Source organism: Nonomuraea sp. KM90 (genome assembly GCF_052246675.1).
Classification (GTDB): Bacteria; Actinomycetota; Actinomycetes; order Streptosporangiales; family Streptosporangiaceae; genus Nonomuraea.
Genome location: NZ_JBQQCB010000001.1, coordinates 69,812 through 89,432 on the forward strand (window position 1 = coordinate 69,812; position 19,621 = coordinate 89,432).

At 69.8% G+C, this 19,621-nt stretch carries 24 protein-coding genes; all 24 read right to left on the reverse strand.

What is annotated here, in order from left to right:
• Positions 1–9 precede the first annotated feature (9 nt).
• Positions 10–1,074 carry a hypothetical protein gene (locus ACTWPW_RS00320; protein ID WP_443167567.1) on the reverse strand — a complete coding sequence of 355 codons (1,065 nt, stop codon included), beginning with the start codon at positions 1,072–1,074 and terminating at the stop codon, positions 10–12.
• A 66-nt stretch (positions 1,075–1,140) separates the two neighbouring features.
• Positions 1,141–1,917, reverse strand: coding sequence for a peptidoglycan recognition protein family protein (locus ACTWPW_RS00325; protein WP_443167568.1), 777 nt, complete (start codon positions 1,915–1,917; stop codon positions 1,141–1,143).
• 9 nt (positions 1,918–1,926) lie between these two features.
• Positions 1,927–2,181 carry a hypothetical protein gene (locus tag ACTWPW_RS00330; RefSeq protein WP_443167569.1) on the reverse strand — a complete coding sequence of 85 codons (255 nt, stop codon included), beginning with the start codon at positions 2,179–2,181 and terminating at the stop codon, positions 1,927–1,929.
• Between the two features lie 106 nt (positions 2,182–2,287).
• Positions 2,288–2,794, reverse strand: coding sequence for a hypothetical protein (locus ACTWPW_RS00335; protein WP_443167570.1), 507 nt, complete (start codon positions 2,792–2,794; stop codon positions 2,288–2,290).
• A 14-nt stretch (positions 2,795–2,808) separates the two neighbouring features.
• A complete protein-coding gene (locus tag ACTWPW_RS00340) occupies positions 2,809–4,653 on the reverse strand; it encodes a hypothetical protein (RefSeq protein ID WP_443167571.1) in 1,845 nt (614 codons plus the stop codon).
• On the reverse strand, positions 4,650–8,168 hold the full coding sequence (locus ACTWPW_RS00345) for a hypothetical protein (protein WP_443167572.1): 3,519 nt from the start codon (positions 8,166–8,168) through the stop codon (positions 4,650–4,652). Before ACTWPW_RS00345 ends, ACTWPW_RS00340 begins: the two co-directional genes overlap by 4 nt.
• A gap of 297 nt (positions 8,169–8,465) precedes the next feature.
• Complete coding sequence (locus ACTWPW_RS00350; protein ID WP_443167573.1) at positions 8,466–8,963, reverse strand: hypothetical protein; 498 nt, start codon at positions 8,961–8,963, stop codon at positions 8,466–8,468.
• Complete coding sequence (locus ACTWPW_RS00355; protein ID WP_443167574.1) at positions 8,960–9,445, reverse strand: phage tail tube protein; 486 nt, start codon at positions 9,443–9,445, stop codon at positions 8,960–8,962. Before ACTWPW_RS00355 ends, ACTWPW_RS00350 begins: the two co-directional genes overlap by 4 nt.
• Positions 9,445–9,756 carry a hypothetical protein gene (locus ACTWPW_RS00360; RefSeq protein WP_443167575.1) on the reverse strand — a complete coding sequence of 104 codons (312 nt, stop codon included), beginning with the start codon at positions 9,754–9,756 and terminating at the stop codon, positions 9,445–9,447. The genes ACTWPW_RS00355 and ACTWPW_RS00360 overlap by 1 nt, the downstream gene beginning before the upstream one ends.
• Before the next feature lie 9 nt (positions 9,757–9,765).
• Positions 9,766–10,269, reverse strand: a complete 504-nt coding sequence (locus tag ACTWPW_RS00365; RefSeq protein ID WP_443167576.1) for a hypothetical protein — start codon at positions 10,267–10,269, stop codon at positions 9,766–9,768.
• A 16-nt stretch (positions 10,270–10,285) separates the two neighbouring features.
• Complete coding sequence (locus ACTWPW_RS00370; RefSeq protein ID WP_443167577.1) at positions 10,286–10,729, reverse strand: HK97 gp10 family phage protein; 444 nt, start codon at positions 10,727–10,729, stop codon at positions 10,286–10,288.
• Positions 10,726–11,184, reverse strand: coding sequence for a hypothetical protein (locus tag ACTWPW_RS00375; RefSeq protein ID WP_443167578.1), 459 nt, complete (start codon positions 11,182–11,184; stop codon positions 10,726–10,728). Before ACTWPW_RS00375 ends, ACTWPW_RS00370 begins: the two co-directional genes overlap by 4 nt.
• A gap of 77 nt (positions 11,185–11,261) precedes the next feature.
• Positions 11,262–12,107 carry a hypothetical protein gene (locus ACTWPW_RS00380; protein WP_443167579.1) on the reverse strand — a complete coding sequence of 282 codons (846 nt, stop codon included), beginning with the start codon at positions 12,105–12,107 and terminating at the stop codon, positions 11,262–11,264.
• Complete coding sequence (locus ACTWPW_RS00385; protein WP_443167580.1) at positions 12,104–13,558, reverse strand: LamG-like jellyroll fold domain-containing protein; 1,455 nt, start codon at positions 13,556–13,558, stop codon at positions 12,104–12,106. The genes ACTWPW_RS00380 and ACTWPW_RS00385 overlap by 4 nt, the downstream gene beginning before the upstream one ends.
• Positions 13,559–13,564: 6 nt before the next feature.
• Positions 13,565–14,068: a hypothetical protein gene (locus ACTWPW_RS00390; protein ID WP_443167581.1), complete on the reverse strand. Its 504-nt coding sequence runs from the start codon at positions 14,066–14,068 to the stop codon at positions 13,565–13,567.
• Positions 14,068–14,328, reverse strand: coding sequence for a hypothetical protein (locus ACTWPW_RS00395; protein WP_443167582.1), 261 nt, complete (start codon positions 14,326–14,328; stop codon positions 14,068–14,070). The genes ACTWPW_RS00390 and ACTWPW_RS00395 overlap by 1 nt, the downstream gene beginning before the upstream one ends.
• Positions 14,328–14,999: a hypothetical protein gene (locus ACTWPW_RS00400; protein ID WP_443167583.1), complete on the reverse strand. Its 672-nt coding sequence runs from the start codon at positions 14,997–14,999 to the stop codon at positions 14,328–14,330. The genes ACTWPW_RS00395 and ACTWPW_RS00400 overlap by 1 nt, the downstream gene beginning before the upstream one ends.
• 9 nt (positions 15,000–15,008) lie before the next feature.
• Positions 15,009–15,275 (reverse strand): hypothetical protein, encoded by a 267-nt coding sequence (locus ACTWPW_RS00405; protein WP_443167584.1) that lies wholly within the window; start codon positions 15,273–15,275, stop codon positions 15,009–15,011.
• Positions 15,276–15,286: 11 nt separating this feature from the next.
• Positions 15,287–15,703, reverse strand: coding sequence for a hypothetical protein (locus ACTWPW_RS00410; RefSeq protein WP_443167585.1), 417 nt, complete (start codon positions 15,701–15,703; stop codon positions 15,287–15,289).
• Between the two features lie 9 nt (positions 15,704–15,712).
• Entirely contained in the window at positions 15,713–15,931 is a 219-nt protein-coding gene (locus tag ACTWPW_RS00415; protein WP_443167586.1) for a hypothetical protein, read from the reverse strand.
• Positions 15,932–15,972: 41 nt separating this feature from the next.
• A complete protein-coding gene (locus ACTWPW_RS00420; RefSeq protein ID WP_443167587.1) occupies positions 15,973–16,980 on the reverse strand; it encodes a phage major capsid protein in 1,008 nt (335 codons plus the stop codon).
• Positions 16,934–17,251 (reverse strand): hypothetical protein, encoded by a 318-nt coding sequence (locus tag ACTWPW_RS00425; RefSeq protein WP_443167588.1) that lies wholly within the window; start codon positions 17,249–17,251, stop codon positions 16,934–16,936. Before ACTWPW_RS00425 ends, ACTWPW_RS00420 begins: the two co-directional genes overlap by 47 nt.
• Positions 17,248–18,336: an HK97 family phage prohead protease gene (locus ACTWPW_RS00430; protein ID WP_443167589.1), complete on the reverse strand. Its 1,089-nt coding sequence runs from the start codon at positions 18,334–18,336 to the stop codon at positions 17,248–17,250. Before ACTWPW_RS00430 ends, ACTWPW_RS00425 begins: the two co-directional genes overlap by 4 nt.
• A complete protein-coding gene (locus ACTWPW_RS00435; protein ID WP_443167590.1) occupies positions 18,337–19,608 on the reverse strand; it encodes a phage portal protein in 1,272 nt (423 codons plus the stop codon).
• Positions 19,609–19,621: the final 13 nt, after the last annotated feature.

Genomic DNA, 19,621 nt, shown 5'->3' on the forward strand with positions numbered 1-19,621 from the left:
GGGGTTGGATCACAGCGCCTTGACGGCGCCGAGCTTCTTCAGGTCCTGCGGCGAGCTGCCGATGGACCAGTCGGTGATCTCGCCGGTCTTCTTGTCGAGGGTCACCGTGAGCGTGTCGCCCTTCGGCGCCCGGTCGCCCTTCGCGACGGGGGCCAGGTTGCCGACGAAGTCGCCGCGCATCTGGATGGTGACCACCGGCTGGTCGTCCGAGACGCCCGCGTTCCCCTTGACCTTCTTGCGGGTCGTTTCCACCGCCTCGATGCTGTCCGGGGAGGCGTCACCGTTGTACTTGGCGAACGCCACCGCCTGCTTCCGGACGCCCGCCGCCGCGACCGGCTCCCCCGCAGCCTGCTTGGCCGCGGCCGGTGCCGGGCTGCACATGTTGTTGAGCGACGTCTGCTCCATCTCCGTGGCGGACGCGGTGGTGTAGTACACGTCGGCGAAGTCGTCCTCGATCGAGTCGAGCGTCGCCCCGGACCAGGTGCCGGTGGAGATGGACCGCTTCTGCAGGTAGCGGCTCTTGCCGTGGGAGTAGACGTACGGGTCGGTCGTCTCACCACCCACCTGGATCACCTGGCCGGTGGTCGGGTACGTGTACGTGGTCGTGCCCACCTGCGTACCGCCGAGGAAGATGTTCCAGGTGCCATTGGCGTTCGAGCGGCCCGTCACGTTCTTCCAGGTGCTGACCTGCGCCAGCGAGATGAAGTGACCGTGATAGGTGCCGGACACTCCGCGCAGGTACTCGCCCCAGAAGTAGCGGAAATGCGTGGTCGGGTTGTCGATGTTCGCGATGGTGCCCTTCAGGTAGCCGGCCTCCCAGGCGGCTGGCGCTGTCACGTACCAGACCTCGTGCGACGCGAAGTGCGTCGACGGGGTGTCCAGGTGGAGGCAGTCCGTCCAGAGGTCGAGGCCGAACCGGTCGAAGCTGGGCTCGTGATACTCGGCGATGCCGTAACAGTGCGGCGCCGGGTTCAGGCCGCAACTCCACGCCCCCGCAGGCACGGCCGGGACGGTGAGGGCGGCCCCGAGCAGCGCGGTGGCAGCAACAGCGGCGAGCTTGCTACTGATCTTCAAAGTGGTGTCCGTTCTTGGGCATGAGAAAGCCCCGACCGGGTCCCGGTCGGGGCTGGGTGGAAGAGGTCAGGAGACGGGGCGCTCCCAGGCGGCCCGCCACGTCGCCGGGCCCACCACACCGTCGTCGTCGAGCGGCCACCCGTGCGCGGTGCTGTCCCGCTGGAACGCCATGCAGATGTCCCGCGAGCGAGGCCCGTATGAGCCGTCCGGGATCAGGTCCCAGCCGCGGTCCCGCATCTTGACCTGCCAGGAGTAGGCGTCGGCACCGGTCGTCTGCGGCGGGTACTTGAGCAGGCGGCCGGGGAACGGCGGCGCTGCCGGGCTTTGGTTGCCGCCCGGGCGGGGCGCGCCGCGCTTCACCCAGTCGTACAGCCGCGGCCCAGGGCAGTCGGTGGCGTAGCCGTCCCGGTGGCCCTTGATCTCCGAGCCGGCACCGCCCTCGGCACGGAGCCACTCGATCGCGTCACGGATGCCGTGCAGCATCCCGTCAGGCGGGACGGTCAGGCCGGAGTTGCCGACCAGGCCGAGGACGGCGTAGTGGCCGGCGTTCAGGCCGGCCCCGTTGGCGGCGGGAAGCACGAGCGGGCCGCGGCCGACGAATACCTTCCGGTGGCTGCAGACCGCCGCGGTGTAGCCGATATCGAGCCAGCCGTTGCCGTCCTGGTGGCCCTTCTGGATGCCTCGGACGGCGGCGATGCACAGGTCGTGGTCGTCCACGGTGGCCGGGTCGACGCGTCCGCCCGTGTAGTGGACCTTCACGCCGCGTGTCCGGGAGAGCCGGTCGTACGTGCCGCGCGGCGCCCGGGCCCGCCACTCGGCGCGTGAAACAAGGTCGATGGCCATGAGGGTCTCCTACGGTTTGAGCCCGAGCGCCAGGAGCAGCGCGGCGGCGACGATGGCGACGATGAGGGAGAGCCCGGCGGCGATGAGCGCGCCGACGACCATGCGCCGGTCGGCGGCCTTCCGCTCGCGCTCGGTCTTGAGGTCCTCGCGGAGCTGGGCGATGTCCTCCAGCAGGGCGGTCCGGTGGGCCTCGTACAGGTCGCGGGTGACGAGGATGCCGATGGTCGCGTTCAGCTCCGAGAAGCGGCGTTGGGTGTCTTCCACGAAGCGGTTGAGCGTCCTTGCTACTTCGCCGAGGGTCGGCTCGTCTGCAGGCATGGTCAACGCGCGCCCTCTCCCTCGGCTCGATGCCATCGAACGGGGGCGGTTCTCAAGACACCCTCGTGAGTCTCAGCATGGAGTTTGTCTTCACAACAGACGGCGTCACGTTGCTGGTCCATTGACACCATCGAAAACGCAACGTTCCCGCCGTTCCTGCCACCTGCAATACGCCCCTGGGCAACGCGACCATGTCGATCGGGCTGCTCGTGCTTGCCACCACGAGATCGGATCCCGAATAACACCTTCTGTCGACGTCACCACTTACAGCAGGCGGTTCAAAAAGGGCGTCATTCGTCCACCGGAACGTCGATCCCACCGGAAACGACCACGTGAATTGGATGTCAGCAGCGGTGGGTCCGTTGTAGATGATGAACCCCTCGACCCAGTACTTGGTGTTGGCCGCCACGCTGAGGAACAGGTGCGTGTCATCGACAGGGCTCGTGGTACTGGCGATGTTCTGATCAGCGGCCTTGAGCACGAGGTCGTGCTGCGGCAATCTCATCAGGTCGGCGGCCGACAGGATTTGCCCGGAGACCCAGTTAACGAAGCCCGGCATGTCCTGCCCTTCTGTCAGAAGCCGAGAGCGTTTTCATTCAGCCGCCCCAGGATTGAGTTGTTCAGCACGAGGAATGATCCGTATTTGGTGGCGCTCTGGAGGTTCCAGGTGGTGATCCAGGTCGCGCCCGTCGTCACGTGCGAGATGCCGCGAATGAAGCCGTCGCGGACGATCTCATCGCCGCCCCCGGACGGCTGTCGGATGATGCGGATGCGGTCGCCGATCTCGCGGCTGAGCACGATCGGGAACAGCGTGTCCGGGTCGGCGTGCGCGTGGATCTCGATCGAGTCGAAGCGCACCTCCGGCTCCCGCGACACGTACAGGATCCAGTTCGCGTAGCCCGCCGCTGCCGTGTCGTCCTGGAGGAGCAGCCCGGTCGCCGGGAACGTCTTGACCAGGAACTCTGCTTGGCTGGCTGCATCGCCCGCGACCTGCTCGACGCCGCCCTCGCGCTGGGCCCTGATCTCGTTCCACAGGGTGGCGTCGTCGGTCGAGAGCTTGGCCCGCGCCGGGGTGAAGACGCCGTTGGTGCCGAAGGTGGCCTGGACGGTGTTAGAGCGGCTTTCCAGGATCACCGCCTGGCGGTTCCGGAAGACGACCCGCCCGGCCGCGTCGATATACAACTCGCCGATCTCGCTCTCAGCGACGGCCTGGAGCTCGGCGAGCGCCTCGCCCTCCAGCTCGGTGGCTTGGAGCGTGGAGTTGCCCGTGGCGATCACCCGGTCGGCCGCGGGCCAGCCGGCGCTGTCGAGGATCCGGTTGACGCGGGCGCCTGCGTTCTCACCCGCGCCGACCGGAGCAACGGCGGGCCGCCGGCGATTCCTCAACACCTTGAACCCGTCCGACGCGGTGACCAGGACTTCGCTGTAGACGTCGGCCACGTGCTCGATATCGAACTCGTCGACGAAGCCACGCCACAGGTCGTAGGTGACGGAGTTCCAGGTGGCCTTGTATCTGATCGGCCGCATCGCTGTGACCTTGGTGCGGAAACCTGTCGCGTACACGCCGTCCAACACGGTCGGATCGAAACGCCTGTCGGTGTTTTCGAGCGTGCACGACGCGATCCCGGCGTCGTATCGGATGACCGGGCTCTCCACCCTGGACGAGCCGCGCCGGGTGGTGATCCCGTGCTTGCCATGCAGAGTGACGTTGGTCCACGTGCCCATCACCGGGCCGATCCGCTGGTCGGACACGGCGATGTTGTCCATGTGCCAGTAGCCGCCCGCGTCCCGTTGCAGGTGCCACTCGACCATGCCCGGCTTGCCGCTCGGCCAGGCCAGGGTGGAGCTGACGGCGTAGTCGGTGGCGATCGCGCTGTCCGGGTCATCGAAGCGCCAGATCTCCGCCGTACCGTTCCCGGCCGAGTCGATCGTGTAGCGCAGCTCGACCCGCACCCACTGGCCCGTGGGCACAGGGGTGGTGAGCGCGGCCGCGATCGATATGGAGAACCCCAGGTAGACGCGCAGAAGCCGCCCCGTGGTGATCCATACGCCGCTGACCACTCCGCTGGGCCCTTGCACCACGGCCACGCGCTGGATGGCGCTGGTCGCGCTCACGAGGTACATGTACAGGCGCAGGCAGATCGTGTCCCCCGTCTGTGTGACGCCTGTCCAGTCCATGTGGCAGTCGGCGCCGCTGGTGGGGTTCATGGCCGACAAGCCCGACCCGCCGAACACCTGCGCGTTGCTGAAGCGCGGGCTGCCGGTGATCACGTTGAAGGCGCTGCCTGACGAACCGCCGCTGTTGCCTGTGCTGATCGTGACGCCGTTCGTGCCGCCGTCGAAGGAGTTCGTCTTCGCGTTCCCGGCCGGGGCCGCGTTGTCGAACATCACCTCGACGTTGACGACGGGCAGGCTCACGTCGTCCGCCTCCACGCCGCACCCGACCGGCGCTCGTACTCCTGGATCGCGCCGACCACCCGCCGGCCAATCTCCGGCCCCGAATCCAGACCGCCGTGCACCGTGACGTTGTAGACCGGCGCCGGGCGGTACACGCCGCCGCCGCCCGCGGACACAGGCGTGCGGCTGATCGGCATTGTCTTGTAGAAGCGGCCACCGAACCGCTCGGCGACCTCCGACAGGATGTCCTCGCTCCGGCCGCGCTTGCTCATCGCCAGCGGGATGTACGCCTCGCCATGCGTCTCCGGTTCGTTCCAGATCCGGATCGTGCCCGGTGAGGCGATCTGCGCGACGTGGTTCTCGGCGCCGCCGGCGAAGTACCGGATGCCGCCGTTAGCGTAGGTCAGGATGCCGCCGTCCGCCTGCCAGCTCGCCCGCGCGCCGTGCTCCTGCAACTCGGTTCGGATCGTGATCACGCGGTCGCCCATGATGCCTTCGTCGATCGACAAGCCGATCCGGCGGGCCGCCTCGAACACGCCTACGCGGCCGTTGTCCATCGCTTCCCTGACCTTGTCGGCGACGGCCTGGCCGTGCCGGTAGCCGATCTGGCGCAGCACGTCGTCCGCCTCATCGAGGTTCTTGGCGAACTGCTCGCCCGACTCCTTGCCGGATCGGCCGTACAGGCCGATCAGCTTGGCCAGCTCCGCGTCCGACATCTGCGCCGCCGTCGCCACCACACCCGCCGCGCCGGGCCCGAGCTTGGCCAGCTCGTCGAGCATCTCCGGCGGCACCCGGCCCGCGAGGTGCACCAAGTTCGCGCGCCAGTTCTCCTGGTCCTTGACCTGCTTTTCGAGCTGCCTGAGCAACTCGTCCGAGGTCAGCTGCGCATCGCCTCGAAGCTTCGCCCACGACTCCAGCACGCTGTCGTTGGCGTCCCTCGTGTCCCGGGCCACCTCTTGCCGGGTATCCCGCACCGCCCGCTCGGCGTCCGCGATCTCCCTGGACGCGTCCCGCACCGCGCGCGCCGCCTCAGCCTGGGCTTCCGCGACCGTGCGCGCGGAGTCCTTCGCCACCTCGGCAGCGTCGGCCTGCGCTTCGGCGACCTCCTTCTGGGCGTCGGCGACCTGGCGGGCGTTCTCCGTCCGCGTGCGGTCCAGCTCCGCTTCGGCGTCCGCGAGCGCCCGCGAGGCGTCCTCCCGCTGCCGGGCGGCGTCCCGGTGTGCATCCGCGAGGGCCTGCTCAGCGTCGGCGACCTGGCGGTTCGACTCTTCCCGCTGCCTGGCCGCGGCGTCCGCGGCTTCGGCCTCGGCGCGGCGGGCGTCCTCGATGCGACCGATGGCGTCGACGACCTCAGCGCTGCCGTCGATGCCGCGCCGCTGCGCGTCGGCCAGGTCCTCGCGCAGCTCCTGGTTACGGCGGCGGACCTCGTCCAGCCGGGCGAGCGCCTGCCGGAACGCGAGCTCCGCCTCACGCCGGTCGAGGTCACTGGCCTCGGGGTCGGCGTTGACCTCGTCCATGCGCTGGCGGGCCCGCTCGATGGCCAGCGCGGCGCCCTCTTCGTCGAGGGCGGCGCCGGACTCGGCGGCGATCAGGTCTTCGAGCCGTTCTCGCGCCCGCTCCCGGGCGAGAGTGAGATCCTCGACCGCGTCTTGCGTACGCCGGTGGGCGTCCTGCACGCGCCGCTCGGCGTCTTCCTGCCGAGCAGCAGCATCCGTCACAGCGTCCGCGAGTCGGCGCTCAGCGTCGGCGATGCGGCGGCCGGCGTCCTCGGCGACCCTGGCCGCCTGCTCCCGGGCGTCCTCCACGCGCCGCTGGGCGTCGGTCTCCCGCTGGGCGCCCTGCTCAACCGCGGCGGCGACTCCGGCCTGGGCCTCCCGTACGCGGTCCTGAGCGGCCTCGACCGCCTCGGCGGCCTGCCGGTGCGCGTCCTTGACGCGCTGCTTCGCGGCGGCCACCCGCTCCGCGCTCTGCTCCTGAACGTCGGCGAGCTCCCGCTCCGCCCGGGCGATCCGCTCGGCGCCCTGGCGCTGCACCTCAGCCGCCCGGGCCTGCGCCTGCGCGAACGCCTCCTGCCCGGACGCGTGCTGCTGGCCCGACGACAACAGCTCACCGAGCTGCGCGAACCCCGCGTACGCCGACGCCCAAGCCTCCTGCATCTCCTGGCTCGCCTCGTCGGCAGCCGTGGAGATCACACCGAAGTCCTGGGCGGCCTGAACGGTGGACTGGCTCATCGCGACGTTGGTCCGCTCGACCTTGCCCGCCTCGGCGATGAAGGCGCCCGTCGCCGCGGCGGCCGGGTTGATCGCGGCCGTCAGCGCCAGCACGGCCGCGGTGTTCTCCTGGGCCCACCGCACGAACTTGGTCAGCGACGCGATCGCGTCGCCGGTCCACTTCGCGATCCGCGACATGTTGACCGCGAAGTCGACCAGCAGCTGCGGGTCGTCCTCGATGGCCTTCGTCACCGCCATGATCGCGGCGGCCAGGTTGCGCATGATTTCCGGCATGCGCGGGCCCAGCTGCTCGAGCACAGCGGAGAACGCGCGCTCGACGGCATCGATGGCGGGCGACAGCTCCGACAGGGAGTCGATGCTCTGCTCGGCGAAGTCCTCGACCTCGGGCGCTAGCTTGGCCAGGTTGCGGCGTACGACCGGCGACAGCTCGCCGAGCTCGCGTTCGGCGGCGAGGACGATCGCGGTCCAGACCCGCTCGAAGGGCTGGCCCATCTGCTCGGCTTCGCGCTTCACCGACTCGCGTAGCTGGCCGATCGCGTCCTGCGCCGCATCGCTGCCGTGCGCGGCGGCCAGACCTAGGCCGGCTAGCGCGGCGCCGAGTCCTGTGGTGACTGCCCCGGCCGCGAGGGTGGCCACGGCCGGCAGCGACACGATCGCGGCCCCGACCTCGAACATGGTCGAGGGGCCGGACGACCGGATCATGGCGAACGCGGAGTTGATCAGTCCGAGCGAGGACGCCGCCGACTGCGCCCCGTCCACGTCCACCTGGACAGTCACACGGCGGTCAAGGTCGCGAGCTTCCCGCTCGACCTTGTCCAGGTCGCGCAGTGCCCGCTCGACGTTCGCGCCGACGAAGACCTCGGGGTTCATCGCGGCCAGCTCGGTGAGCTCCCGGCGGATCCGCTCGGCTTCGTCAGCGGCCTGGCGGCCGTCGAGATCGATGCCGATCTTCTTGCCGGACAGCTCACCCAAGCGCTTCTTGAGGTCCGCCACTGCCCGCTCAGCATCGCTGCTGTCGGCCGTGATCTCGATCTCCGGCAGGCGCTTGGTGGCGTCCTCCAGCAGCCGCCTGGTCTTGATCGCGGTACGGCCAACGTCCTCCAGCCGCTGCCCGAACCGATCCGCCTGGACGCCGGACTGCGCGAGCGCTGCACCTTGCTGCCGGGCCTGCCGCTCCAGCTTTTCAAGCTCGCGCGTGGTGCGCTTGGAGCCCTCCTCCAGGCCCTTCAGGCCCTTCTCACCGCTGGTGGTGCCAGTGCCGTCCCACTTGCTTCGGATCGCGAGGATCAGGTCACGTGTCGTCACTGGTCACCCCCTCGTTCCGGGTCAGCACGATGTGGACGCCTTCGCCGTCCTCGGGCGGCACCGAGCGCCGCGCGCCCGCCTTCACTTCGCAGCCACGACACCACCGCGGCTCAGCGACGTACGCCCAGCGGTGGCCGCCGCGGCTCTCGTCCCACTCCTCTTCGCGGGTATGGCAGTCCGGGCACTCCTGCCGCCGCCAGATCCAGTGCCAGATCGCCTTGTCGCGGTCGTCCTGGGACCACGAGAGGAACTTGCTGTGCGGGATGCGGTACTCGGCGCAGACGTCCAGCTCCAGCGCTAGGGTTCGATCTGCGCCCAGCCTTTTGGGAGCGACTCATCCGGTGTGCGCACGTTGAGCCGGATCGCGGTGTTGCATAGCTGGATCTGCTCCGGACCCGACAGGACGTGCTTGAAGATGTGCTCCCAGTCGGCCTCTGACCGGCCGGACTCGTCGCAGGCCAGCAGACACGCCCGTGGAAACGTCGCGTTGTTCCAGATCTCGTCAGCGGAGTCCGGCCGCGGCTTGTGCTCCCCGACCAGCGCCTCGTAGTCGTCGACCTCCATGGCTCGCAGCGGGATCCACTCGTAGCAAGCCCTGACCTTGGCCTCGGCGCGCTTCAGGGCGGCCTTGGCCTTGCGGACGGCCGCCTCATCCGGGTCACCCTGCGTGCGCAGCAGCGCCAGGGTGAACTGCGCCTGCTCAACCTCGCGCCGCGCCTCAGTGTCGTCGTCGATCCGGATCGGATGCTCAGCCGACAGGCGCGGCCGGCTGAGCAGGCGGTCGCCCTTGCTCACGCCGGGATCGTCACGTTCTCGGCGGGCTCGGTGGTGACGCTGTACTGGATGACCAGCCTGGCCGCCTCGGCCCCCATGGTGCGCGGGTTGCCCAGGGAGAGCACGCGCACCGGGAACACGTCCATTTTCCTTCCGGCGACGTCGCCGCCGTCGAGCCACAGGATGTGCCCGTTGGTGTCGCGCGGCATCAGCGAGCGGACATCGACGCCGGTCACGCCCTGGTAGAACGAGATGCTCGACTCGTCCGCCTGGGTCAGGCCCGGGATGTTGCCCACGAAGCGGCTGTTCAGGTCGGGCGTGGCGATCGCCTGACCGCTGACCATCCACCCGGAGATGTCCAAGATGTCCTTGGACAGGTCCGAGCCCGCGTTCATCTCCAGCCGCGTCGGCGCGGCGATGTTGGCGATGCTGACGACCCAGTAGCACTTGGTGATGCCGGGCCTGAAGAACCTCGAAGCCGGAGTGATCGGCGTTGCGGGCATTAGCTATCCCCCCTGGTAGAGCGCCGACCCTTCGGCGTTTCGGGCAAAGAAGAAGCCCCGGCGTCTGCCGGGGCTTGGTCGGACTGGTCGGACCCATCAGGCGGCGGGTCAGGCATCGCCGCCATCACCGCCTTGCGGGCCTCCTCGGGTTCCCAGCCACCCGCGATCAGCGCGGCGATCGTCTCCGGCCGCCGATCGGGCGCGTCCACGAGGACCCAGCCGGCGCGCTGGTGCTCCTGCAGGGCGGACGCCGGCACCTCGGACGGGCCCCGGTCGGCGAGGTTCGGATGCGAGATCCACACGGTGTTCATGCGCCCCCCTTAGGCCGACGCGCCGACGATGACGACGTCGTACGTCACCGGCGTGCCGGCGGCGGCGTTGACGAAGTCGATGAGGTCGCCCGTGCCCGCTGTCACGGCCACACCGGCGGCGGACGGCGCGTACCAGAGGAAGGCGCCACCGGGCGGGACAGGCATGTTGGCGCTGACGGCGCTGAACAGCGGGACGCCGTTCGTGGCCGGGCGCTGCACCAGCAGGTTGTTCGTGTTGCCGGGCGCGGGAAACACCGCCAGCATCTTGATCCTTAGGAAGGTCAGCGTGCCGCCCAGAGGCGCCGACAGTGATCCCGCCAGGTCCACCGTGTCCGTCGCCGACGCGGCGACCGTGCGCTGATCGGACCACATGAGGTCCGCCTGGCCGACGCCCGTACCCTGCGCCAGCGCGAACTGGCGGGCGACCCGCAGTGCGGCGGTCGGCGTGGTGAGGTCGAGCGGAGACGTTAGTTCGGCCTCCAGCTCGAAGAACGATTGCAGCCTGAAGGCCATCAGCACTCCCCTTTGATCATCGGAACCCGTTGTCCCGCGCCACCTGGTCCACAACCCCGACCGTCTTCGCCAGCACGGTGTCCGCCGCCGCCCGCACCGCAGGCTCCAGGTACGGCCGTGTCCCTTCGGCCACCTCGCGGTCCCGATGGCCGAACACGGGATGGATGAAGTCCGAGGCCCCCGTGATCCCCTCGTAGGCGCGGCCGTGCGGTGCCACCGACCTGCGCACCCGGATGAGCACGCCCGGGTCGCGGGAGAACCGCACCGACATCGAGATCGCGCGCGGGATCCTCGTCGACCACGATGCCCGCGCCCGCGCGTCCGCGACGACCGGCTCAGCAGCCGCCCGCAACGCCGGCCGGAGCTTCTGACGCAGCTCCTTCGGGATGCCGTCCAACTGCTTGGCCAGCAGCCGGATCGCCGCCGACGGGTCCTGCGGATCGCTGAACGTCGCCATCATGCGAACGCGTCGATGTGGACGACGAACCTGACGGTGGCGACGGGGCCAGCCTTTGTCTGGTCCGTCATCATGTCCAGCGTCGACATGCGGGCCAGCATCACCGCGCCGCCCAGACGATCGTCACGGGCCAGTTCGGCGCGGAACCCGGCGATCAGCTCCAGCGCCCTCTCGCGCACCGTGCGGGTATCCGGCCGGCCGCCGCGGTGCGCGTCGCCGCGCCAGGCGCTGGCCATGCACATCACGTCGTACGACTCGCGGTCCGGCTCCATGGTGAGCTGTTCCTGAGCGAGCGTGTTGCGGACGTCGGGCTCACTCGGCGTACCGCTGTATCCGATCGCGATCACGTCGGGCTCGACATCGACCGTCGGCGGCCCATCGAGGATCATGACGTCCTCCGGCCAGGCGCGCTCAGCGAGCGCCACGAGCGCGTCGAGCGCGGCGGGGATAGTGGACACGCGGGAAGTCCTCCCAGGTCATTGGAGGTCAGGTTGAACCTGACCCTGGAATGGAGAGCACGGGCGGCCCGAGGTGGTCAGCCGACGTACAGCTGATCGCGCTCCTGGTCGCGCTTCAGGCCCAGGAGCTCGGACACCCTGTACGGCAGGGCGTAGGGCCGCCCGAAGCCAGCCGAGATCGCGTCGGAGTCGCCCAGGGCCGGGCGGCCGCCGGCCTGGTTGTGCTGGCTGCCCTGCCAGAGATGCTTGACCAGGTCGAGGGCCGCGAGCCTGAAGTTCGGTGGGAGCGGGCTCCTGCCCGCCCTGTAAGTGACGCGCACCAGTCCATGGGTGGCGGGCACGCTCATCACGCCCTCGGCGTTCTCCAGTGTCCAGCCGGGCGTTCCGGCGAGCGCGTCGGCCGCGAGCACCGCCGCGCCGCCTGGCAGCGTCACAACCGACGTCACCGAGATGACCGGCCGCTCCGGCAGCACCACCACGCCCCGGCGAGCAGACCGGTCCGCCACCACCGTCGTCGGCGTGACATGCCCCATCCGGTCCGCGATCACCTGGCAGGCCGCGCCGACGAACCGGCGCAACGCCTCGTCGTCCTCCGTGACGATCTGGTTCTTGCGTAGGTGCTCCTTGGTGTCCACCAGCGAGATGAACGGAGCTCCTTCGGCCGGCTCGACATCGATCACGTCAGTGATCGCGCACGCGTTGGCGCCTGTGGCCAGCCACCGCACACGGTGCAGGCCCGCCTGCACCGTGGCGTAGTTGAAGTCGTAGACGCCGGTCGAGCTGGACGCGACCGGATCGTGTGTCTCCAGGGTGCCGTCCGGCAGCGTGATCGTCAGTGCGACGTTGCCCGCATTCGCCGGGGCGCCCTGGTCGTCCGTGATCGTGATGCTCAGCGGCACCGGATCGCCGAGATCGAAGCTCATGCGCCCTCCATCCTGGGGCCACGGCGAGCACCGAGCCTCATCGAGACGCCCGCCCGCGCCGTGCCAACCGCCGAAGGGCCGCGCCTGGTCCGCATCGCCATCGACCCGCCCTGTGGCGGCGCCTCCGCCGCGACGTGCGCTGACGTGATCGCCGCGAGCGCCAGCGCCCCGGCAGGCGCTACCTTCCGGGCGCCCGCAGCTCCCGCGACCGCGACCACACCGCGGCCTGTCACCACAGCCACGTGGCCCACCTGCACCCGCCCGGCCAGCGCTACCGGCGTCACGCCGGCGGCCACGGCCACATGGACGGCGGACGCCCGGCCAAGCGCCCCCAGCACCGACACACCCGACGCGGGCAGCACCTTGCGCGCCGAGGCCGAGCCCCCCACAGCGATCGAGCAGGACGCGCTCACCGCCCGCGTCAGCAGCTGCGAGCGGTACGACCAGACCGCGGCGTACGCAGTCCCGGCCGCCGGCGCGACCTTCCGAGCTGTCGCACGGCCAACCAGTGCGGCCGCCGTGGTGCCCGCAGCGCGCGCCAGCTTGCGGGCGGTCGCGCTTGACGCCGCCGCGACCTGGCTGCGGCCTGTGGCGGGCGCCGCCTTCCGAGCGGCCAGCGTGGACGCGATCGCGGATGACGATCTGGCCGTAGCCGGGCCGATCTTGCGCGCCGTCCCCACACCGGCGACCCCCACGCACGAGCGCGCCGAGACCGACACGACCTTCCGGGCCACCGCCGTCGACGTGACCGCCGCGGCGCTGCTGCCCGTGGCCGCTACGCCGCCAGCCGCAGCAGGCGGGAGAACGATGAGCGGGATGGCCGATGCCCACGGGATGGGCGGGCCGTCCTCGGTCGTGGTCCCGGCCCCGCCGGACAGGGCGTTGCCGTTGCCGCTGTAGTCGACCGTTTCGGCCGTGTAGAACGGGTGAAACCTGAGAAGGTTCGAGGTGCGGCGGGGCGCGTACTGGCCGAGTTCCGCCTCCACCTCGCCCGCGGTGAGTGCGGCACCCCAGACCTTCAGGGCGGCGATGCGGCCGTCCCACCAGTCGTCGTATGGGTCGTCGCCGATCCACCACTCGTTAGGCGTGGCGGGCGGAGAGAAGTTGTCTACGGAGGCGGACCCCAGCGGGGAACCAGCAGCCGACCGGTGGAAGGTGGCATTCGCGCCGTTGACGACGACGCCGATCCGATACCAGGTTTCCGGGGTCGCGACGAGCGGGCCCACGCCGTTGAAGCCGTACGACCCGTTGTCGATGAGCTGCAGTTCGCTGGTGAAGTCGCGGATCACGACCCCGGAGAGCTGGTCGCTGAACGTGCGCAGCCAGTAGACGGCCCTGAACCTCACCCCCACCGCGGCTGGCCAGACCCACGCCGTCAGGGTGTACGTCGAGCCAGGCAGGCCGTTGGTAGCGCTGTACTGCTCGCCTGCCGCGTCGAACCGGACCGCCATGAGCGCCTACGTATCCGAGTAGGCCAGTTCGGCGTCGAGCAGATGCGCGGCGCCGGCCAGGTTGTCGTTGGCGTGGCCGCCGAGCCGCTGCAGCCGGATCCAGATCAGGTCACCGGCCGCTGCGCCGTCCAGGTTGGTGATGACGATGTCGTGGCCGTGCACCCGCTGCCCGGTCGTCCCAAGGTGGGTGTCGTCGGTGTCGGTGCTCGCGGCGAACGCCTTCGTCTCCACGTCGGTGGTGTCCACGTTCGGGGTGATGCAGGCGACCGCCGCCGACCAGCGCACCACGCCCGACGTCGCTGTGTCCGCGTACCAGGTGATGTTCAGGGTGAGGTTGCCGGAGCCGTAGCTGATGAGCCGCCGCTTGAAGAACGCCGACGACGTGGCGGCCGCGTCGAAGGCCAGTCCGGTGACCGGGAGGTTCGTGCCGTTGACCTGCGACGGCACCGCGAACCCCGACGACAGGAAACGGCCCTCGTCCGGGCTGATGAGCTGACGTACGGTGGCCATCAGTCCTCCCGAGCCCTCAGCCGGCCGATCCGGCGCCACAGCACGTAGGCCAGGATCGCGGCCTTCTGATCAGTGGTCGCCGACGTACGAAACGGCAGAGGAAGGGCCTGGTTGTAGGAGACGGTGTTGTCCTCCACCCACTGATCCGCCGCGGCCACGGCCGCCGCCAGGTCGGTCTTGTTGAAGGAGCACGAGGTGACGTTCTCGCGCATCCACTGCGCCGCCACCCTCGCGCGGGCCGTAGCGTCCAGCAGCGCCATCAGAAGGCCGTCGAGTCCAGCACCAGGGCACCGGCCTGGACCGTGATCTGCCCCTGAGAGCCGAACACCTCCGGGACGACGCGCTCGAAGAACACCTCGCCCTGCGTCGTCGCCAGGTCCACCGCAGCGCCGCCGCTGGTGAGCGCCACCTGGAACGTGTCCGTCGTCGCGCCCATCACGTAGTAGGCGGCGCCCTCGACCAGGCCGCCCGGGATCGTCTCGGTGAAGATGTTGTAGAAGATCACCCGATCGCCGTTGGCCAGCCCATGCGCCGGGCTCGTGATCGTGTTGGCGGTCAGGTCGGCCGCGTCGACCACGCCGAACCCGCGCGCGGCGCCACCGTTGATCGGCGCGAACCCTCGATACTGGGTGCCCGAGTTGCCCGTGCTCGCGGTCCAGTACGTCAGGAACCCGTACTGCCCCGGCGGCACATCGATCGCCAACAGACCCGAGTTCGAGCGCTGGCCACCCGCGGGAGCCGCCCACGTGACCGCCACGCGGGCGTACACCGGAGACCCGCCCGTCGCCTCGGTGGACGCCGCAGTCGTACCAAGTCCAGGGCTCGTGTCACCCGGCGGCGCGGTCACCAGGGTGTTGACCCCGATGTGCGTGATCGCGTTCCCGATGCCGCCCGACAGGGCATCGTTCTTGCCAGCCACGTTGAACGGCACGGGCACCCCCTACTTGTTCGTGGCGCGGCCCCGCGCCTTGTTCGCCGGTGTGGCCGCGGCCTTCTCCTCGGGCTCCGGTTCGGGCTCGGGCTCGTCGAGCAGGCCGTACCGCTCGGCGTCCGCCCGCTTGATCGGTGCGCCAGGCACGCAGAACAGCCAGCGCGCCGCCTCATCCGTGTCCGGAACCAGGCGGCCATCCTCGGTCAGGCAAAGCCGCGCCGTAGCGATCACGTGAGCGTCGTCGTCCGCCAGCTGCTTCACGAACTGCAAGGCCATGACGCCCCCCTCTACTTGTAGAAGACGACGACGCGGAACTTGCCGGCGGTCAGAGCGGCCACGGCGACCGTGATGGCCAGGCTCCGCCGAGCCGTCGTCTTGATCGACGTAGCGCCGGTCCACGCTGGCGTGACGTTCTTCCGGCCCGTCGTCGACCACGGCGCGCCCGACGTGATGGCCGCCGCCTGCAGGTCCGCCGCGCCCTCGCTGTTCACAGCGATCGTGCCGGTGTTGCCGGACGCCGAGGTGACGAGCGTGTCCACCTCGATGTAGCCGCCGAGGATGATCGCACCGGCCGGGATCTCGCCCCCGTTGGAGTCGCTCGGCGCCGACCGCAGCGTGATCGTGCCGACCGCACCGCCATCCACAGCGAAGTCGTACTCACCCTGCGCGCTCTTCAGGCCGCGGGTGCCCTCAATCAGTGGCATTGCCTTCTCCTAGGTTCGCAGGACCGCGAGCACAACGTCGGCGCCAGCGGATCGGATGGCGTACAGCACGTCCCCGGGCTGGAGTTCGACGGTGACCTGCGTGGCCGCCGCCAGGAGGAAGCCCGTGCCCGCCGTGACGCCCGAGGCGCCCAGGTCGGCGCCGTTGGTCGCGTCGGTGTTCCGGACCGTGAGTCGCTGCCCGGAACTGCTCGCCGTGTTGAGGGCCACGGCAGTGGTGCCAGCCGTGACCCTCGCACTGGTGACTGCCATTACAGGCCCGTGACCTGCCCGAACGCCTTGGGGCGGTAGTGGATCACCGCGCACCGCACGTCGGCGCGCACGGCGAGCTTGCCCTCGACGAAGTACGTGCCGTGGCTGTTGCTGACCTGCACGTCGATGCCGCGCCGGACGGCGAGCTCGCTGAAGTTCACGTAGTCGCCCGCGATGGCCGCGGTCGCCGGAGCGGCCGTGGTCTCCGCGACCGGAACGCCCCACAGGGTGGGCACGCCCGGAACGCTGGGGTGGCCCCAGATGTACTGGCCGTCGGCCGTCTTGAGCAGGCGCACCTGCTCCCAGATGGCCGGCCGCATGAAGATCGCGGACGGCTCGGCGAAGCCGTCGTCCCTGATCTTGCGGAACAGCTTGTACGCGGCGTCCGGGATCGGGTCGGAGCCCTTGGCCTGCGTCTGGATACCCACGACGCTGGCGGTGCCGAGCAGGTTCACGCCGGTGCCGTCACCCACGAGGACCTGGGAGTCCAGGCGCTGGCGGAGCATGAACGGCAACCTGTTGTTGACGTACGCCTCCGACCGCTGCTCGTCCTCGAGCTGCTCGTCCGTGAGCGGCAGGAACACAGCGATCTTGCGGACCTGCTGTGCCCTCTCCGTCAGGGCGAGCGTGGCCTCCTGGTAGGTGCCACCTTCCGCCGTCTCGACCGCGGCGTTTGAGTACGTCGTCTCCTCCATGTAGACGACGCTGGCCTGGCCAGTAGTCGTCTGCGGCAGGAACTCCACCACGTGCGGCGCAGGACGGGTCGGGAACATCTCCACGCGGCCGGTCCGGATCGACTCCGGCGCCCAGCCCGCGGACGTCTGGAAGAGCGTCTTCAGCTCCAGGTCCAGGTTCGCCGCCGGACCGACGCCCAGCCCGGTCGTGTAGCCCTTGAAAGCCGGGCTGCCGATGAACAGCTCGCCCAGCGACTTGCGCTGACCACCCTTGGTACGCGGCTCGTCAGGCAGGTCCTTCGCGCCAGGCTCCTCCTGGCCCGCTTCCGCCACTGCGCCGGCCGGCCGCGCGGGCGATGGCGAGCAGCTCGTCGACCTTCGCCTTGCGCTCGTCGATCTCGGCGTTGAGCTGCTTGATGAAGTCGACCTTCGCCGTCCGGTCACCCGGGACGGACTTCACCTGGTCCATGTCGTAATCAGCACCGGCCTCCTTGAAGATGGCAGCCAGCTCGTCGCGCTTCGCGTTGAGGCCTGCCTTGGCCTCCTTCAGCGCCGGAAACTCCTTGACCCTCTCGGGTGCCTCGATAGTCATGATCTCCCTCACAGTCCTTGAAGCTGGGCGATGGACCGGGCGAGCACCGAGGCAACCTCGGCGTCGGACGGGTCCTCAGGGCCCAGAGGTGTGGAGAGCAGGGACTTCAGGCGCTGCAGGTCGGCGTCGATCCAATCCAGGAGCTCAGCCGACCGGGGCGCCATGCCCCGCCCCTTCTTCGAGCGGAGAGCCACGACTTCCGCAGTTCGATCGACGAAGGAGGACACCGCGGCTAGGACCGCGTGCCCCTCTTCGGCGTACTTCAGCGACCCGCCCGGCTCGTCCTTGAGCTCGGGCGGCTCGATGTCCGCGTCGCGCAGGTGCGCGGCGAGGTGGTCGTAGACGGCCTTACGGTCGGCATCCGGAATGCCGCTCTTGCCGTCGTTCAACCGGGCGATGCCCATCAGGCACGCCCGGACGTTCGCAGGCCCGCCCACACCGTGGTGGTGCGGGAGCCTGTAGGAGCTCTTCAGCTCCTGATCGGCGCCCGGATCGACCCAGGCGAACACGGTCCGCAGCTCCGACGGGCGCAGGTCCTCGGCGAGGCCGGCCAGCGTCTTCGCGCCGTCCCACGACCTGGATGCGACCTCGCACTCGTGGGGCGGTAGCGGCCGGCCCGCCTTGACCGGAGCACCCGGCAGGGCCGACTTCGCCGACAGGGTGCGCGTGCCAACGCCAGCACCCACGAGAACTGGACTGACCTCGTGAACTTTCAGCGCGTCGAGGAAGCGCACCCGCTGGCCCTCGTGCTCGCCGTAGCTGTACTCGACCGGGTCGTAGCCGTACGACCACTGGCCCAGCTCCCCCAGCTCCTTCACGGTGGTGAAGGTGTCCCGCCCGGCGGCGGTGTCCATGAAGAAGCGGCCTTCGAGGATCGCCTGCTTGGCCGTCTGCCGGATCGTCGCTTTGCCCACCGGCAGCATCCCCGACCACGAGGTGTGGCCGTACGCGGAGATGGGCACCTCCGCACCGTCCGTGAAGGCGCCCGGCCGGGTCACATCACGGTCTGAGTCGATCGCGTTGAACGTCGAGAAGATGGCCTTGACCTCGCCCTTGGCCTCATCCTTGATCTCGACCCGCAGGCTCTTGGTGTCCATTCATCGCTCCTCTGCCGGATCGGGTCCGGATGGGTCATCGGGCGGCGTAGGCCCGCTCGGCGCGGGCTCGGCCGGTGTAGCCGTAGTCCCAGGCGGCTGAAGTTGCACGCTGTAGAGGCCGGTGTGCTTGAGCAGGGTCATGTCCTCCGCCTCGATCGCGGCCACTACGCTCTTCGGGTCGTATCCGGCGTCGACCAGCTGGCGGATCGCGGCGGCCTTGGCCTGCTGGATCTCCGCCGAGTCCTTGCGGTCGTCGCGGAGGAACGCGATGTCGCGGTCGTCGTACCAGAGCTCCGCGCCGGACGGGACGTCGATCAGCGACGCCAGCGACCCGGCCGCGTTCCTCCACAGCGGCCGCATCGTGCCGTCGGCCATGCGGCGCCGCGCGCTGCCGTAGTTCCCGGCGTTGAGGCTCGACCCCTGCAGGCCCTCGGAGAACCCGACGATGGTTGAGGGGATGCCGGCCGCGGCCGCCAGGCGACTCTCCCCCGCGCCCTGCGTGTTCTTGAAGTCGAGCTGGCGAAGATCCATGGTCAGCGGGGTGACATCCGCCGCGCCGCCCAAGTACAAGGTCTTGTACGCGTTGTCGACGCCCCGGTGGTTCTCCTCCATCAGCGCCTTGAAGCGCTCGAACATCTCCGGCGTGACGCTCGCGTCGAGACGGACCGCGAGCTGCGGGGTCGCCGCGTTCTCGAAGAACTTGAGCTTGTGCTGGGTTGCCGCGAGGTCCGAACTGATCTCGCGCAGCACCGGCGTCAGCCAGCTCATGCCGCGCCACGAGAACTCCGGATCCGGGATCGGAGCGAAGTGCGCCACCTGCGACGGCAGCAGCAGCGTGTCCGTCCGAACGCCCGGAGCCCGCGGCGAGTAGTAGTAGCCGATCACCTCGGCGTCGAGTGCCGCGCCGTAGAGTTCGGGCTCGCTCTTCGATGCGCTGACGATCGTGACCCAGTCCGGCCGGAGCCTCCGGAGGCGGTCCGTCCCCGGTACCTTCGCGATGAACGCGTTCCCGGCGAGGTCCGCGTCCTGGATCATCCGGGCCAGCAGGTCGCCCGTCGTCCCGCCCGGCCACGGATTCTCCAAGGTGGCGAGCGCCGAGGTACCGAACAGGTCGCCAGGCCGGCCGTTGCGCATCCTTCGGAAGGTGAACCGGGCTTCGCTGAACACCGCCAGGCGCACGAGCATCAGCGCGGCGATCGGCCCGTTCCGCTTGTAGATCCCCTGCACGTAGCCGGGAAAGTCGTGCTCGATCTGCTCACGATCAGACGTCATCGACGACGAGCCG

Bases quoted from the DNA above. Each gene is read 5' to 3' on its own strand.
- ACTWPW_RS00370 (WP_443167577.1), bottom strand. From the start codon at position 10,729: ATGATGGCGACGTTCAGCGATCCGCAGGACCCGTCGGCGGCGATCCGG.
- ACTWPW_RS00385 (WP_443167580.1), bottom strand. From the start codon at position 13,558: ATGGCGGTCCGGTTCGACGCGGCAGGCGAGCAGTACAGCGCTACCAAC.
- ACTWPW_RS00390 (WP_443167581.1), bottom strand. From the start codon at position 14,068: ATGGCCACCGTACGTCAGCTCATCAGCCCGGACGAGGGCCGTTTCCTG.
- ACTWPW_RS00335 (WP_443167570.1), bottom strand. From the start codon at position 2,794: ATGCCGGGCTTCGTTAACTGGGTCTCCGGGCAAATCCTGTCGGCCGCC.
- ACTWPW_RS00380 (WP_443167579.1), bottom strand. From the start codon at position 12,107: ATGAGCTTCGATCTCGGCGATCCGGTGCCGCTGAGCATCACGATCACG.
- ACTWPW_RS00395 (WP_443167582.1), bottom strand. From the start codon at position 14,328: ATGGCGCTGCTGGACGCTACGGCCCGCGCGAGGGTGGCGGCGCAGTGG.
- ACTWPW_RS00410 (WP_443167585.1), bottom strand. From the start codon at position 15,703: ATGCCACTGATTGAGGGCACCCGCGGCCTGAAGAGCGCGCAGGGTGAG.
- ACTWPW_RS00355 (WP_443167574.1), bottom strand. From the start codon at position 9,445: ATGCCCGCAACGCCGATCACTCCGGCTTCGAGGTTCTTCAGGCCCGGC.
- ACTWPW_RS00405 (WP_443167584.1), bottom strand. From the start codon at position 15,275: ATGGCCTTGCAGTTCGTGAAGCAGCTGGCGGACGACGACGCTCACGTG.
- ACTWPW_RS00430 (WP_443167589.1), bottom strand. From the start codon at position 18,336: ATGGACACCAAGAGCCTGCGGGTCGAGATCAAGGATGAGGCCAAGGGC.
- ACTWPW_RS00360 (WP_443167575.1), bottom strand. From the start codon at position 9,756: ATGAACACCGTGTGGATCTCGCATCCGAACCTCGCCGACCGGGGCCCG.
- ACTWPW_RS00325 (WP_443167568.1), bottom strand. From the start codon at position 1,917: ATGGCCATCGACCTTGTTTCACGCGCCGAGTGGCGGGCCCGGGCGCCG.
- ACTWPW_RS00365 (WP_443167576.1), bottom strand. From the start codon at position 10,269: ATGGCCTTCAGGCTGCAATCGTTCTTCGAGCTGGAGGCCGAACTAACG.
- ACTWPW_RS00435 (WP_443167590.1), bottom strand. From the start codon at position 19,608: ATGACGTCTGATCGTGAGCAGATCGAGCACGACTTTCCCGGCTACGTG.